At 66.4% G+C, this 15,154-nt stretch carries 16 protein-coding genes and 1 tRNA gene; 11 read left to right on the top strand and 6 right to left on the bottom strand.

Annotated features, from left to right (window positions below; all coding sequences use genetic code 11):
* The first annotated feature begins 8 nt into the window (after window positions 1-8).
* The 7 genes from QX048_RS20865 (at window position 9) to QX048_RS20895 (ending at window position 7,569) form a co-directional block, all read left to right on the top strand.
* Complete coding sequence (locus QX048_RS20865) at window positions 9-1,124, top strand: phosphatase PAP2 family protein (protein WP_315826588.1); 1,116 nt, start codon at window positions 9-11, stop codon at window positions 1,122-1,124.
* Window positions 1,125-1,141: 17 nt separating this feature from the next.
* On the top strand, window positions 1,142-3,259 hold the full coding sequence (locus QX048_RS20870) for a S8 family serine peptidase (RefSeq protein WP_315826589.1): 2,118 nt from the start codon (window positions 1,142-1,144) through the stop codon (window positions 3,257-3,259).
* Between the two features lie 261 nt (window positions 3,260-3,520).
* Window positions 3,521-3,826 (top strand): hypothetical protein, encoded by a 306-nt coding sequence (locus tag QX048_RS20875; protein ID WP_315736163.1) that lies wholly within the window; start codon window positions 3,521-3,523, stop codon window positions 3,824-3,826.
* A gap of 101 nt (window positions 3,827-3,927) precedes the next feature.
* Window positions 3,928-4,944: a hypothetical protein gene (locus QX048_RS20880; protein WP_315826590.1), complete on the top strand. Its 1,017-nt coding sequence runs from the start codon at window positions 3,928-3,930 to the stop codon at window positions 4,942-4,944.
* A 91-nt stretch (window positions 4,945-5,035) separates the two neighbouring features.
* Window positions 5,036-5,284 (top strand): hypothetical protein, encoded by a 249-nt coding sequence (locus tag QX048_RS20885; RefSeq protein WP_315826591.1) that lies wholly within the window; start codon window positions 5,036-5,038, stop codon window positions 5,282-5,284.
* Between the two features lie 46 nt (window positions 5,285-5,330).
* A complete protein-coding gene (locus QX048_RS20890; RefSeq protein WP_316200644.1) occupies window positions 5,331-6,488 on the top strand; it encodes a hypothetical protein in 1,158 nt (385 codons plus the stop codon).
* Window positions 6,489-6,498: 10 nt separating this feature from the next.
* The gene (locus QX048_RS20895) at window positions 6,499-7,569 is read left to right on the top strand and encodes a hypothetical protein (RefSeq protein WP_316175737.1); all 1,071 of its coding nucleotides are present in this window, start codon (window positions 6,499-6,501) and stop codon (window positions 7,567-7,569) included.
* A 356-nt stretch (window positions 7,570-7,925) separates the two neighbouring features.
* Here the strand turns inward: QX048_RS20895 and QX048_RS20900 are convergent.
* Window positions 7,926-8,010: transfer RNA gene (locus QX048_RS20900), tRNA-Leu, on the bottom strand.
* 173 nt (window positions 8,011-8,183) lie between these two features.
* On the opposite strand from QX048_RS20900, the gene QX048_RS20905 reads away from it, so the two are divergent.
* Window positions 8,184-8,717: a disulfide bond formation protein B gene (locus QX048_RS20905; RefSeq protein ID WP_316176299.1), complete on the top strand. Its 534-nt coding sequence runs from the start codon at window positions 8,184-8,186 to the stop codon at window positions 8,715-8,717.
* Here the strand turns inward: QX048_RS20905 and QX048_RS20910 are convergent.
* Window positions 8,714-9,799 carry an AbrB family transcriptional regulator gene (locus QX048_RS20910; RefSeq protein WP_315716226.1) on the bottom strand — a complete coding sequence of 362 codons (1,086 nt, stop codon included), beginning with the start codon at window positions 9,797-9,799 and terminating at the stop codon, window positions 8,714-8,716. The two genes, QX048_RS20905 and QX048_RS20910, sit on opposite strands and share 4 nt — an antisense overlap.
* A gap of 83 nt (window positions 9,800-9,882) precedes the next feature.
* Complete coding sequence (locus QX048_RS20915) at window positions 9,883-10,194, bottom strand: PsiF family protein (protein WP_316176298.1); 312 nt, start codon at window positions 10,192-10,194, stop codon at window positions 9,883-9,885.
* A gap of 191 nt (window positions 10,195-10,385) precedes the next feature.
* On the opposite strand from QX048_RS20915, the gene QX048_RS20920 reads away from it, so the two are divergent.
* The 3 genes from QX048_RS20920 to QX048_RS20930 all read left to right on the top strand — a co-directional run bounded on the left by QX048_RS20920 (window position 10,386) and on the right by QX048_RS20930 (window position 12,535).
* A complete protein-coding gene (locus tag QX048_RS20920) occupies window positions 10,386-10,880 on the top strand; it encodes a hypothetical protein (protein WP_315716224.1) in 495 nt (164 codons plus the stop codon).
* 201 nt (window positions 10,881-11,081) lie between these two features.
* Window positions 11,082-11,867: a sulfite exporter TauE/SafE family protein gene (locus QX048_RS20925; protein ID WP_315716223.1), complete on the top strand. Its 786-nt coding sequence runs from the start codon at window positions 11,082-11,084 to the stop codon at window positions 11,865-11,867.
* A gap of 5 nt (window positions 11,868-11,872) precedes the next feature.
* Window positions 11,873-12,535, top strand: coding sequence for a DsbA family protein (locus QX048_RS20930; RefSeq protein WP_316176297.1), 663 nt, complete (start codon window positions 11,873-11,875; stop codon window positions 12,533-12,535).
* 64 nt (window positions 12,536-12,599) lie between these two features.
* Here the strand turns inward: QX048_RS20930 and QX048_RS20935 are convergent, their stop codons facing one another.
* The 3 genes from QX048_RS20935 to QX048_RS20945 form a co-directional block, all read right to left on the bottom strand.
* Window positions 12,600-12,806: a hypothetical protein gene (locus QX048_RS20935; RefSeq protein WP_172111383.1), complete on the bottom strand. Its 207-nt coding sequence runs from the start codon at window positions 12,804-12,806 to the stop codon at window positions 12,600-12,602.
* A gap of 91 nt (window positions 12,807-12,897) precedes the next feature.
* Window positions 12,898-13,719 (bottom strand): hypothetical protein, encoded by an 822-nt coding sequence (locus tag QX048_RS20940; protein WP_316176296.1) that lies wholly within the window; start codon window positions 13,717-13,719, stop codon window positions 12,898-12,900.
* A 4-nt stretch (window positions 13,720-13,723) separates the two neighbouring features.
* Entirely contained in the window at window positions 13,724-15,088 is a 1,365-nt protein-coding gene (locus tag QX048_RS20945; RefSeq protein WP_410052175.1) for a hypothetical protein, read from the bottom strand.
* Window positions 15,089-15,154 lie beyond the last annotated feature (66 nt).

A 15,154-nucleotide genomic window follows, 5' to 3' on the forward strand; every position in this document is an offset into this window, starting at 1 on the left:
GGCGGCAGATGGCATGGCTAAGCGGTGAGAGCGGAGAAAGCGGCGAAAGTGGTGAGAGCGGCGAAAGCGGTGAGAGCGGCGAGGGCCGCCGTGTCCGCGCCTCATCGCGTGCACGCGCGCTGATTACCAGCCGGGAGGGCGTCGTCGGCTACTGGAACCAGCCGTCACACACGCCTGATCACTATACTGCCGGGCCAGAGGCGCTCGATCGCTGGTCGCGCGACGTGCGACTGCGCATCTTCGCTGGCGAGCTGTTGTCGGGCCTTGTCTATGACGAAGGCGAGACCTCGATCTCGCTTCAGTACCGTGGCCGCAGCGATGAGACGTTCACGCCGATCGTGCACATGATCCGTCCCAATGCCTCGGACTTCGCCGAACAAGCGGCTTGGGTGTTCAACTATGCCGCGCTGCGGATGGAACGCAGCAGCGAGATCCTGGCCGAGCTGCACGATTTCACCAGCTTCTTGGGCCTGGTCGGATACTGGAATCCGAGCCGCAGCCCGCACACTGCCGAGCTGCTGGCGCTGATCCTGCAGGTGACGACCACGATCGAAATGCGGGTCAAGCATGCGCTCACCTGCCGGCGCCCAATCGAATACTCACCGCAGATACAGCCGATGATCCAGACGCCGGGGCATGGGTCGCTGCCGAGCGGCCATGCCACGGAATCCTTTGCTGCGGCCTTCGTGATCAATGCCCTCATGCGCAAGGCGAGGACGGGGCGGGACGATGTCGATGCGACCGATCCAGTGTTCGTGCAGCTGATGCGCCACGCCGAGCGCATTGCCATCAACCGGACGGTCGCCGGCGTGCATTTTCCGGTCGACAGCGTGGCCGGTATGGTGCTGGGCTGGACCTTGGCGGAGCTGTTCATTGCGCGCTGCTCTGGCTGCGGCCAGGTCACGATGCGCAAGTTCGACGGGCGGGGGTTCAACGACGATTTCCGCTACGACGATGTGCTGGCGATGTCCTACAGGCGATCGGCTGCTGCGAACGTCGCCAGCGAGCAGGGTGGCGGCGGCGCGATCATCGAGGCCGGCACGCCATCGACCGTTCCAGCCTCGCCGATCTTGCAGCATCTCTGGACGCAGGCGCTCGCCGAGTGCCGCCTGATCGTCGGCTGACACGAAAGGACAGGCGCATGAGAGACTGGCGAGGAGATCGGGCCGAACGAGCCAATCCCTATCTGGACTGGGAGTTGCGCAACAGGCCACTCGGCAAGAGGCTGGACTGGTGCAGCGTGCAGATCCAACTGCTGCCGGAGGCCAATGGCAGCTATGTGGCCCATCTCGGCCAGTTGGCCGCCATCGTGGCCGCCGGCCACGAGCCGGACGAGCCTGCTGACGCGCTGACCATCCGCATGTCGGCCGACGAATTCGATCTGCTGACGAAGCTGATCGACGACATCCGCATCGGTCGCGTCCCGCCGCCGGACGATCCGCGCGATGTGCAGTTCTTCATCTACCGGCCCGAAGACATCGCCAATCGCACTGCCGCCAACGGTCTCTTCACCGCGATCCATGTTGGCCCGCCGATTCCAGGCCTGCGCTTCGACTCTGTCATCGCCGCGCCGACCGATCTCGGCAAGCCGTTGACGGATTTGACGCGGCAGGTCGCTATCGGCGTCATCGATGACGGCATCGCCTTTGCCAACCGCCGTTTTCGCAGCAGGAGCGGCAGATCGCGCATCCGAGCGATCTGGCTGCAGGATGTCGAGCGCCGGACCACGGATTTCGGCGTCGCCGCCGGGCAGCGGCTCACCGGCGAGGAGCTCGACGTGCTGTTTGCGGCGAATGCGAGCGAGGCCGACATCTATCGCGCGTTCGGCATGACCGATTTCGGCAATGAGCAACGCAAGCCGCTGGCGCAACGCGTCTCGCACGGCACACACATCCTCGATCTCTCCGGCGGCTACGATCCGACCGCGGAGGATATCGGCAGCAAGCGGCCTCTCTTGGCGGTGCAGCTGCCGTCGCCGGTGTCCAGCGATACGACCGGCGTTACCATGGCGAGCTACGTGCTGCAGGGGGCGCGCCAGATCATGCTATGGGCCGACCGGATCAACCCGAAGCTGCCGCTCGTCATCAATTTCAGCTATGGCATCGCGGCCGGCCCCAAGAACGGCAGCCACGAGATCGAGCAGGCTCTGTCGCGGATGATCGAGCGTCGCAACCAACGCGGCGGCCCGACCTATCTGGTGCTGCCGGCCGGCAACAGCTATCGCGAGCGGACGACGGGCCGGATGGTTGTGCAGCCCGGCGCCTCCGATCAGATCGATTGGATCATGCTGCCGGATGACGGTACGTCCAATCATCTCGAGATCTGGCTCGACGGCGAAGCGATCGCGCAGCAATGGCCGCGCGTCGGCGTCAGCCTGACGCCGCCCGGCGATGTGCCGCGCATGATCGATGGATTCGGTGATGGCGATGTGCAGGTGCTGGAGGATGACGGCAAGCCGATCGCCGCCATCAATGGCCACCTGGCCAAGGTGGCCGGCCAGCCCGATCGCGTCCGCTTTCATCTGTCGGTCAATCCGACCACCGCGCGCTGGAGCGTGAGGCATCCAGCGCCGGCCGGACGCTGGCGGCTTTCCGTCACCAACGGATCGGAGGCGCCGCTGACCGCACATCTCTACATCCAGCGCGACGATACCCCGCTGGGCTACGTGCAGCATGGACGTCAGTCCTATTTCGATCATGCTGGGGGCTATCAGCGTGCGGCGCTGGATGGCAGCTACAGCGATCCGGACAGCAGCGGCTGCCCCATGACTCGCGAGGACACACTGTCGGCGCTCGCGACCGGTGCGGGCGCGCTCGTGGTCGGCGCCGTCGATGCCGCGGGCCAGCCGACGGATTATACGGCGAGCGGTCCGACGCCGGGGCGCGCCGAGCCCGATTGTGCTGCCATCGCCGACCAGGGGCCCGCGCATTGGGGCGTGCTCGCGGCCGGTACCCGGAGCGGTTCGGTGGTGGCGATGCGCGGCACCAGCGTGGCAGCGCCGCAACTCGTGCGTCGGCTCGCAGATTATCTCGCATCGCTGCAACCGGGCCCGGTGCTTGCGTCGCTTGCGGTGACCGACGGTCCCGTGGCCAGCCCCGACGTCCCGCCGCCGGGCGCCGCCGTGCTCGAGCCGATCAAGCAGGACGCGGTCGCCGCTTCGCCGTGTGACAAAGCCCGTATCGGCGGTTTCATCCTGCGTGCGAGCGGCCACCCCGGCGTGCCGCCGCGGACCTATCCGCGCAGCCCAAACTTGCGCTGAGCCCGACTCCCTGGTTCGCCGCCGCGCAATTGCGGCATGCTGGCAGACAGTGAGCCAGCACAGGCGCGCGCCTCGACTCCCAGCCCGGATCCGATGCCTCTTGCGCTGCGCCCTTGCCGACGCGCGTCGTAAGCGCAAGTGCGTGAGTGCAGATGGCGTCGTTCCGATGCATTTTTGACGATGCTCTTGCGATGTCCTGACGATCGTCTCACACCACCTCGGCATAGTTCCTCCCGTGCAAACGAGACACAGGAGGATTCAATGCGCAGATCCAATATCCGTATCGTGATGGGCTTGATCATCTCGCCCTTGCTGATGTCCCAGGCCTCCGGTCAGAACCTCAAGGACCTGGTGCCGACCTATCAGCCGCATCAACAGACCGACAGCGAGCGGTTGCAGAACTTCCACGCTCCAGCCCCGCCTCCGACCAACTATCCGAACATCAGCCGTGATCCTTCCACCAACGAGCCGCGGCTCAACGTCAACCGCGATGTCTCGCTCGGCGGCAACGTGACCCGGAACAGCGCCGAGGGAAACGTCCGCTTCCCGATTCCGGGATCTCGCTAGGCGCTGTTCGGCGACCTGGATGGCAGCTCGCCGTCCAGGCGCGGCGTCTCGAAAGCGGGCCGCTGGTTCAAACAATCCATGATGACGTGAGGAGATTGCAGATGAAGAGTCTTCGACTGATGGCCTGCTCCGCCATGCTGTTGCCCAGCGTCGCTCTGGCGCAACAGCAGATTCCGACAGGCTCACTGCCGCCCGACATCGCGGCCGCGATCAAGGCGGCTCCGCTGACGCAGACGCTGATTCCGATCAGCGGCGAGGAGAAATTCGCGCAGCAGATCATCAAGGCAGACGAGATTTCCTTCGCGGCGGGGGCAAAGCTGACGCTGACCGGATTGAACTATCCCTACATCGTGGTGGCCGCGCAACGCATCAAGTTCGCCAACCCGGACACCTACAGCATCATCCAGCGCGATCCGCAGGCCGTGGCCGCCGTCGGCAGTGACGGCCCCGCAGGTCCCAATGGCGCCGACAATCCCGGCGAGACCAACCGGACTGGCAATCCCGGTTACCCCGGCGGCCCTGGCGGGCCTGCCGTGGCCGGACAGACCCGGCAACTGCCCGACGTCTATCTGGTCGCCGGAGAACTCTCCGATCCGAAAGGGCCGATCCCGGCTGGTCTTCTCAACCTCGTCCTTCTCTTCCGCGGCATTGACGGCGGCGATGGTGGGACCGGGGGGAAAGGCGGCAACGGCGGCCGGGCCGGAAACGGCAAGGAAGGGGCCACGAGCCTGTTCGACTGCAAGGAGGGTGGCGGCCCCGGCGGGACGGGAGGCGCCGCCGGTCCCGGCGGACGCGGCGGTGACGCCGGCGCTGGGGGACAAGGCGCCGATCTCATCTTCGTCACGACCAGACCTGCCTACGAAGTCCTGAGCTATTCGCGGATCAACAATGTCGGCGGGAGGGCCGGACTCCCAGGTCGGGGCGGCAGCCCGGGCAATCCGGGCCCCGGAGGCCAGGGCGCGCCGGCCAATGGCTGGTGCAAGGGCACAGGCGGAGGGTCGCCAGGCAATTTCCCGTCGCCTGCAAACCTCGGCTTCGGCAATCCGTCTGCGGACGGTGCGAAGGGAACGGTCACGGCGGTCATTCTTCCGTCCGTCGGTCCTCTGTTTGGCAAGTGATGCGGCGAGCGGCGGATGAAACCTGCAGGCCGCGTCCTGCAGGTTTCGTCCGCCAGCGCGCGGGCCCAATTCCTCAATCCCGGAGCAATCCATGACGACGACGCGCGACAGAGTGGAGCAATACGTCCTCGACTATTTCCATCGCCAGTGGCCCTCGGCGACCGAGGCGACCTCGCTCGCCGGCGATCTCGGCCTGGATGCCTATGACATCTACGACATCGGCCGGCATCTGCGGGGGTGGCGCCGCGCCAGCTACACGCCGAGTGAGTTCGCCGGCTGCGAACTGGTGAAGGATATCGTGACGCTGATCTACCAGAAGGTCCGCACCGCCGGAAACTGAGGCGGGCACCGGCGGGATCCAGCCCACCACATGAAGGAAGGTACCGATGAAGCGCATGAGCCTCGCCAGTCTCACCGTCGTCGTCGCGGGCGGCATCCTTGCGGCGCAGGCCGCAGCCGAGGCGGCAGCTGCTGACGACATCTTCGCGTGCTACAAGACCGCCCCCGCGGCCGAGCCGGACTGGACGGCGATCGCGCGCGACTATGCGCACAAGCGCCTGAAACAAGCCTGCGGGCAGCAGTGGCCCGTCGCCGCCACGCCGCGCCCGCAGCGGGCGTCGGCCGCAGCCGCAGCGCTGGCGGTGAAGACGGCGCCCGGGCCCGCGCCGGTCAGCGACTTCATCTGGTTCGTGCGCAAGGACTTCGCCGATGTCGACATGTTCGGCAAGCCGCAGTCCAATGAGAAGGCGACGGGTGCGGAATTGTCCTGGGCGCGCAACAACACGGCCGCCGACACGATCTGGCAGGTCAATGGACTGGTCGGTCTCGCCTACAGCTATCTCAACGAAGACTACTCGCGCTTCATCGGTGCCAGCCTGGCGTCCTATGTGAAGGTCGACAAGGAAGCGCATTCCGCCGCGGCAAGCGACGACAGCCGGGATGCGATCACCGTCGGCGGCAGCGCCGAGGTCGGATTCATCAACCCGATCGGTGGCGCCGACTATGTCCGCAGCAGCTGGCTCGAAACCCGCGATGGTATCCTGAACCGAACCACTGGGCAGGCCAAGCTCGAATGGATGCCGATGTATCTGCGCGTGAACCGGCAGATTCCGGGCACCTTCGTGACCACCAATTTCCGTCCCGACCTCAAGGTGCAATATGACGAGCGCCAGGGCGGTGTCGTACCGATCGGCTTCTCCGGTCTCGGCCGCTCGCTGCGCATCGGCCCCGAAGCGACGTTTCTGTTCCGCGTTGCGGACTTCGGCACCGCGCTGCCGGCCTGGGCCGAGCCGCTCGCCGGCCTGAGCGGCGCCGTCACCTATCACTGGTGGCGCGAGGTCTATTCCGGGCAGAGCGGCAGCTGGCTCGACAGCACGATCAAATACGACATCAACCCGAACGTCGCGCTCGCCTTCTCCTATCAGAAGGGGCGCAACGAGGAGACGGCCAAGCGAACGGACCTGTACAAGCTCTCGCTCAATTTCAAGACCTGTGCCGCCTTCGCTGGCTTCCCGGGCGGACGCTGCACCGCCGACAAGGACTGAGCTGGTAGTCATGACCGGCTTCTGGAAGCTCTACGGTTTCACGACGGAGGGAGATGATATGGACAAGGCCATCGATGGTTTCGTTCAGGTGCTGAGCTTCGTGCTCGCCTCATCCTCGACTGCAGCGCTGCTGGCGGTCGGACTGATCCTGCTGCTCATCACCACGGTGTTCGCCTGCATCGCGCTCAGGTCAAAACCGGAAGAGGTCACCCCGTTCTTCAAGGCGGCGTTCTTCCTTTGCCTGGTTGGTGGCATCCTGTTCTCCGCGGCCGGTCCGTCGCTGGCGCTGTTCTACGTGTCGCAGGATCCGATTCGCAGGAAGTCGGTCAATGAAGCGATCGACGATCTCGCCAGCAACAGACGTGTGCGCTATGTCATCCGCATGATCTCGCGCAGCCCCTCCGATGCCGCCCTCGGCATCGACGCGCTGACCCAGCTCGGTCCGCCCCGGCAGAAGTATTCCTTCGTCGCCGACTACGAGGAGTTGAAGGGTCATACGGTCAAGGAAGCGCTCGACCTGTTCGGCATCGGCTACGTCGCCGGATACCGTGTATCAGTCGTGATCTTTCCCCTGCAGATCGATCTCTATCCGGCCAATGCGCGGGGTCTGTTGCAGGTCGTCAGCAATGTCGAGGCTGGCGTTGCGCCGGAGGATCGCTTTCTCAAGCCCGGCAAGCTTCACGACGCGGAGCTCAAGGAGTTCGGCGACACCGGCATTCAGACCTACCGTATCGACAACTTCAAGCCGTTCTACCCGCATTATTGCGAGCTGGCGCAGACCTTCTTCTGCGGGCACTACGCCGCCAAGGAGCTCGTCGGCGGCCTCTACCGCGATTGGCATCCCCTCGGCTTCTCGCAGAAGAATCCACCGATCCAACCCTGCACGATTCCCAAGGAGAAGTTCTGCGCCTTCTCGGACTGGGACAAGGTGCGGCAGGACTTCAAAGGCCACTTCGGTGTTCGCGCGTTCCTCATCGAAAATCTCGAGATTGGCAAGATCCCTGGCCGCATGCTGTTCGACTTCCAGGATCCGCAGCGCGACAGGATCCCCGAGTTGGGGCTTCCACCAGCGTCTGACTGACCCACGCTTGTCAGCGAAGGAAGCCTATGGAGGTTAGTTTCCGAGCGGTTTCTGCATGCCGTCGTAGCAATAGGCGAAGCGCCAAAGTTACGATCCGGTCGCGGTGACGAGCATGAAGAGCCCGCCTTCATTTGAGCGCTTGTAGTCTTTCGTTGCCGGCTTCAGGTGCCGGAAATAGGGGGCGGATTTGGCCGGCATAGGTTCGATTCCACCCAAAGCTCGCGATATCATGATCCCCGCGAACTCCCATCAAGGTACCAGCAAGACGGGGCGAACGCCGGCCAAGGGCAAACGGCGGCTTGTCTTTGGATTATGAGGGGAAAACGAACGTCGGCGGATGCGGGCAAACGTCCAAATGGTGCCCCTGGCCGGAATCGAACCAGCACTCCTTGCGGAACTCGATTTTGAGTCGAGCGCGTCTACCAGTTCCGCCACAGGGGCATTCGCCGGGCCTGTGCAGGAACCATAGCGAAGCGGGCGGACTATAGCGGGCGGCCGGGCCGGGTCAACCCGCACGGACGTGATGGGCGCGCATCTCGACAGCTTTCGCGGGCCGGAGTAGGAGCCGGAACGGCCCGGCATGGGACCGGATGCAGCCCCGTTCGGGAGGACCGATGACCAATACTTCTGTGATGGCGCGCCCCGCGGCGGGAGCCATGAGCCCGGCGGTGGCGGCGGCGCTGCTCGCGGCCGGCATCGCGGCGGCGGCCTTGGCCGGCGCCTGGTACATGCAGCTGGTCTGGGGCCTGCAGCCCTGCGAGCTCTGCCTGAAGCAGCGCTGGGCCTATTATGCGATCGTGCCGCTCGGGCTGCTCATCGCGCTCGCCGCCAAAGGCGGCGCGCCGCGCGCGCTGGTGCTCGCGGGGCTCGGCGTGGTCGCGCTGGCCGCGCTCGGCAATGCCGGGCTCGGCGTCTATCACTCCGGCGTCGAATGGGGCTTCTGGCCGGGGCCGACCGAATGCACCGGGCCGATCGGCAATCTCGGCAGCGCCGGCAGCCTCTTGGAGCGGCTCGACAGCGTCAAGGTCGTACGCTGCGACGAGGTGCAATTCCGCTTCCTCGGCCTGTCGCTCGCCGGCTACAGCGTGCTGATCTCGCTTCTGATCGCCGCCATCGCGGGCTGGGGCATCGCCCGGAAGCGCGCCTAGTCGTCGACGTCCTCCTGCGGCCGTCCGAACAAATGGACGATGCCGGGGGTGGCGATGGTGACGAACACGAAGCGCGACAGGTGATGCGCGCCGACGAAGATCGGGTCGATGTGCAGCGTCAACGCCAGCGCCATCATCGCGTCCATCGCGCCGGGCGCGAACGCGACAATGGTGTCGGAAAAGCGCACATGCGTCACCAGCACGATCACGGTGACGAACAGCGCCGAGATCGCCACCGCGATCGCGAACGAGCCGAGCGCGGCCCTGATATGGCCGACCAGGGTCTTCACCCGCATCCGCGCGAAGCGGCTGCCGATCAGGGCGCCGATGCCGACCAGCGCCACGCCACGCATCCATTCCGGCAGGCCGCCCTCGACGAGGCCGGTGCCGTGCAGGACACCGCTGGCGACCATCGCGCCGAACAGCCAGCTCGCCGGAAACCTGATCAGCTGCATCAGCATCGCCGCGACCAGCGAGGCCACCAGCAGTGCGAGCAGGCCGAGCGGCGAGGCGACGCTCTGGCCGAGCGAGATCGGCGCGGCCGGTGCGACGCCGGCCACTGCCAGCACCAGCGGCAGCGCCGCCGTCAGGATGATCACCCGCAGCGTCTGCACCACGGCGATCGCCGGCAGGTCCGCACCGCGCTCCACCGCGAGCATCGTGATCTGCGACAGCGCACCGGGACTGCCGGCGAGCAGCGCCGAGGTGCGGTCCCAGCCATGGACGCGCTGCAGATAGAGGCTGGAGCCGAAGGTCGAGCAGAACGTCGCGAGCGCCAGGAGGCCGATGGTCACCGGATAGGCGCTGACATGGTTGATCAGCTCGCGCGAGACGACGGCGCCGATCGAGATGCCGAGCAGCAGCAGCACGGTCTGGGTCAGGATCGGCGGCATCGCCAGCGGGCGGCCGGCGATCGCGGCGATCGCGGTCGCGATCATCGCGCCGGAGATCAGCCCGCCCGGCAGATGGGCGACGAGGAAGATCAGGCCGCCGGCGGTGCCGAGCACGAGGGTCTCGATCGCGCTCAGGGTCTTGGCGCGGCTCGGCAGGTCAAAGGGGAGGGAGGAGATGATCTGGCGCACGGCGCCTTATGCCAAAACCTGCCTGCGCGAACAATTCCCGCCGCTGCGCAGGCGCCATGCGCGCATGCGCCCGCAGGGGCCGGTCATTTCGGCTTGTCGGGCGTCGGCAAGGGAGCGGGCACGGGTGTGGTCGCTGCGGCGGCCGCCGCCTTGTCGCGCTTGCAGGCCGAGCGGAATTTGCCGCGTGCCTTGCCCTTCAGCCCCTGCTCATCGGCCTCCTTGGAGCAGGCGATGGAAATCGTCCGCCGCGCCGCCTTGTCGAGGGTGGTGAACTTGTCGGTGGCGGCATCGGGCCGCGACGGCAGCGTCAATCCGGGTTGCGAGCGGGCGGGGCCGGCGGCCGACAGGGTGGCCATTGCGATCGCCGCAATCGCCGCCCGGGCAGTGAATCTCATGCTGGAGTCCTCGAACGAAAGGCACGCTGCGATGTCCGGCGATGCTGAACCCGCAGTGAATGGAATGAGCCGGATCGCCGCGCGACGCAAATTATATTTTCGCGCGGCCATGCTCCCGCCTGCTTTGTCGGTCGCGGGGGTCTCGCTAGAATTACCGTCCCATTCCACCATGCTCCACAGGGAGATCGAGGATGAGTTTTCACGCAAAATCATTGGTTGCTTCGTCACTCGCTACGCTGGCCGTGATCGGGCTCGCGACGTTCGCCGCCGCGCCGGCGAAGGCGCTGACCGCGCAGGAATGCAGCGCCAAGTACAAGCAGGCGAAGGAGGCCGGCACGCTGGGCGGCCAGAAGTGGAACGACTTCCGCAAGGCCCAGTGCGGCAGCGATGCCACCGCTGCCGCGGCACCGGCGGCTCCGGCCGCGCCTGCGGCCGAGGCCAAGCCGGCCAAGGCGGCGAAATCCGACGCCAAGGAGGCCGCTCCCGCGCCGACCGGTCCCGCCGTGTTCCCCAACGCGGTGGACCCGAAATACGCCAAGGAGAAGCCCGGCAAGGCGCGGCTGCAGACCTGCGTCGATCAGTACAATGCCAACAAGGCGACCAACGCCAATGGCGGCCTGAAGTGGATCCAGAAGGGCGGCGGCTACTACAGCGAATGCACCAAGAAGCTGAAGGGCGCTGCCTGATCCGGGTTGACGAGACGTTGCCGGCGGCCGGAGGCATCATGCGTTCGGCCGCCGCTCTCGACGCCGCGCATCGCCGCGAGACCGCCGGCCCGACTCGGCTCGGCGCCGGTCGCGCGGCGGTTCGCGCCGGTGGCGGCGGAATTGCTGCTCCGGTGATTTTGGGGCTTGCCTTCCCGTGCGGGAAATGACCCTGCTCTCGCCATGATCTCTGCTGTCCAAGGTGTGCTCAGCCTGTTTTGCGGCGCGATGGTCGGGTTCTCGCTCGGCCTCGTCGGCGGCGGTGGCTCGGTGCTGGCGGTGCCGCTGATGGTCTATGTCGTCGGCGTGCCCGAGCCGCACATCGCGATCGGCTCGAGCGCCATCGCGGTCGCCACCAACGCGGCCATCAATCTCGCCAATCATGCGCGCGGCGGCACCGTGATCTGGCCGATCGCGGCGCTGTTCGCAACGGCGGGCATCGTCGGCGCCTTCACCGGCTCGCTGCTCGGCAAGATGGTCGACGGCCAGAAGCTGCTGGCGCTGTTCGCGCTGGTGATGATGGTCATCGCCATGCTGATGCTGAAGACGCGCGCCCGCATCGGCACCCCCGATGTGAAGATGAGCATGGCCAACGTCCCGGCGATCGTCGGCTTCGGCCTCGCCACCGGCACGCTGTCCGGTTTCTTCGGCATCGGCGGCGGCTTCCTGATCGTGCCGGCGCTGATGGCTGCGACGGGCATGCCGATCATGAATGCGGTCAGCTCGTCGCTGGTCGCGGTGACGACCTTCGGGCTCACCACCGCGGCGAGCTATGCCTGGTCCGGGCTCGTCGCCTGGGATCTCGCCGGACTGTTCATCGCCGGCGGGATCGCGGGTGGCCTTGCCGGCACGCGCCTGGCGCGCCATCTCTCCGGACGGCGCGGCGCATTGAACGTGGTATTTTCCGTCGTGATCGCGGTGGTGGCGCTGTATATGCTGACGCGCAGCCTGCTGCATATCTGGAGCTGACCTCAATGAAGCGCGTCCCCTCGACTGCGATCACCTTCGCCAGCAGCCGGCGTGACGTGTTGACGCTTTTTGGCGCAGGCGCGGCGCTTTCCTTGTGGCCCCGCGACAGTCGCGCCGAGGACGCCGACGAGCCCGACGAGGGCGCGGTGCTGCGCGACCCCGATGCGCCGGTGCTCGGCAATCCTTCGGGCGACATCGCGATCGTCGAATGGTTCGACTACAATTGTCCGTATTGCCGCAAGCTCGATCCCGAGCTGCAGCAGGTCATCCATGATGATGGCAAGGTGCGCTGGGTTCTCAAGGAGTGGCCGATTCTCGGGCCGACTTCGGTGGTTGCCGCGCGGATGGCGCTGGCCTGCAAATATCAGGACAAATATGCGAAGGCGCATGAGGCGCTGATCGGCGTCAGCTCGAAGCTCACCGAACCGCGCATCGACGAGCTGCTCGCGGGGGCAGGCGTCGACGTCGACCGCGCCAAGCGCGACCTCGCCGCCAACGCCAAGGCCATCGATGACATGCTGGCGCGCAACGACAAGCAGGCGCGGGGATTGCGTTTCCGCGGTACGCCGTCCTTCATCGTCGGCAAGTTCAGGGTACCCGGCGTGCTGACCATGGCGCAGTTCGAGCAGGTCATCGCCGACGCGCGCAAGGCCAGGGCGGCCAACTGATTGGCAAAGCAAAGGCGCCTCGACCAACGGCCGAGGCGCCCTGAAAACAGCAGCGTCGTGCGCGTCACTTCGACGAGATGCGAACCCAGTCGTCATGCGCGCGGGTCTTGAGTGAATTCCAGCTGTCCGCCGCGACGTCCCAGTTCACGATCGTCCGGCGCGTCTGCGCGGTCGGCCCGTTGGCGACCTCGGAGGTCTGCATCGAATCATGGATGTAGACGCCGAACCCCAGAATGAGAGCCCCCAGGATCATTCCCACGAATGTCCGCATGTCATGTTCTCCAGTGTGACGGCCAATAACGCCGCGGTCGAAACTTGGTTCCGCGCCCGCCGCGGTCCCGGTCCATCGCGATCAGGACATCCTAACTGCGCGATTTTTCAGGCCGCGATTCCGGCAGCGAGGTGACGAGATTGAGTGTTTTCATCTCGTCGGGCTTGAACGTGAACAGCTGGTCATGCGGCGTCTCCATCGCATGCACCCAGACCTTCAGATCGATGCCCATGTCGGCGAGGTGGCGCTGGCATCGCGCCGAGATGTTCTGCGCAAGGCTCATGTCGTCGCCGGACCTCACGGCGGTCCCGGACGTGGGGACTGCGGCGATCTGATGCACGCCGATGATCGCCCGCTCGCCGGCCCGGCGCTCGAGACCGCCGGCGAACACCAGCGGGCACGACGACGCGCAATATTTTCCCGCCTCCACTTCGGTTGCGAATTTCCGCGCGCGGATCAGTCGCCCCATCGCCAACGCGTCGGCGACGGAGCCGCCGGGCGAGTTCAGCACGATCGTCCTGATATATTCGCCATGACGTTCGACTGCGTCCGCAAAGCTGCGCGCGCTGCCGGGCGTGATCGTGCCGGTCGCGAGCAGCCGGCCGCCGCCGCGCAGCTCGAACTGAATCGACTGCTGCAGGGCACGATCGCCCTGCGGCAGCGGCATCAGCCGCTTCATCAGGGGCGCCAGCACGGATGGCGATTGATCTGGCAGGTCCGACACGTCGCGCCGAATGTCGAGCTGAGGCGGGGCCGCATCCGATGGCATCTGCGGAGCATTCAACTCGAGCAGGTCCGCCGCGAGAACTGCGACGGTGACGACGAGGATGCTGCGGAAGACCCAACGCAGAATGCTCTCATCGGGATTGTCCGCGAGCCAGGCATGGACGCGTCGGTTCAGCGCCGAAGCCACGGGACTACTTTCCGATTCGAGCCGATGACAGCGACGTCACGTTCTCATCCACCGCGGCCGGCGCCGGCTCAATGGCCGGTGCGGAAGGCTCCTCCGTGGGCGTTTCGGCTGGCCGTCGCTCGGCTGCCCGCCTGACGTCCTCGACCTCGCGCGCAATCTGCAATGCGGTGACGAGATCGGCGGCGGTCAGGCTGGAGGCGTTCACGGCGGGCAGCCCCTCGCGGCGGATGGCGGCATGGACGACGCAGAGGATCAGCACCAGCACCGCCGGCATCAGGTCGATCGAGATTGCGCCGGCCCAGCTCGGGATGAAGTCGCCAGCGTAGCGCAGCACCGCTTCAGCGGGCGACAGTGTCTGGAACCGGGTCGGCTCGATGCGCGGCAGCGCCAGGATCTTGTCGGCGGCGTCGGCGAGCGAGGCGGCCTGCGTGGCGATCGCGCTCTCCACCTTGCCGACGACGGCGGTCTGGCGCTCGGCCAGGTCGCCGCTGCGCCCGCCTGCGGCAGGCGCGATGAATCCGGCCGAAAGCGACGTCGCGGCGCGCCTCACCGCAGGTGCCACCGAGGTCTGCTGCAGATTGGCGATCACGCCCATCAGGTTCAACGACTCGGTGGCGAAGGCGTCGCTACGCGTTGCGATCGGCCCGCGGTCGGAGATCAGCTCGCGCATCTTGGCGAGGCTCTTGCCGCCCTGCTCGTAGAGAGCAGAGACGCGCTTGCCGGACTCCTGGACCTGTTGTCCCAGTCCGTCGAGCTGCGTCGACATCTGCGCGAGGAGCTGGACCACGGTGCCCGATCCGGAGGTGCCGGTGAGCGAGCCCGCGCGTTCGGCGTCCGCCAGCTTGGCGAAGCGGGAGGAGGCGAGCTGGATGTCCGGCAGCAGGCTTTGCGCAGCGATGGCCTGGCTGTTGGCCCTGTCGAGGTCGCGCGTGTAGTTCTGCACGGTGATGGCGAGATGCTGCTGGATCGCTGCGGCGCCGGCCAGGGCCGACGCATTCAGCCAGGACGACATCGCGACGATCATCAGCGAGCCCAGCAGCATGCAGCCGGCCATCATCAAGCGCCCGATCGCGCTGGTGACGTGCGGCATGAACTGCATCATGAACACCCAGAAGGCGTAGATGCCGACCGAGACCGCGACCGAGTAGATGACCGCCGCAAAGAACACCGTGGTCGGACTGCCGTTGAGCAGCTCGCGGACGCCAAGATAGGTGTAGACGCCGGCGGCCAGCGCCAGGATCGCGGTCGTGAGCTTCAGCGTGACCTCGAGACGGTTGACGCCATTGGCGAGCACGACGGAGGTGGAGGAGCGGGCGGACGAGACTTGCGCGACGGACGCGGCAGGCGAGGGCATCAGCGGCGAGGGCATGAGCAGACCTTCGGCGGCGTCATGGCCGCCCGTGTGCAGCGCCCCCGCTGTATGACCGAGCAGAAC

The organism is Bradyrhizobium sp. SZCCHNS30572 (assembly GCF_032484415.1).
Taxonomy (GTDB): domain Bacteria; phylum Pseudomonadota; class Alphaproteobacteria; order Rhizobiales; family Xanthobacteraceae; genus Bradyrhizobium.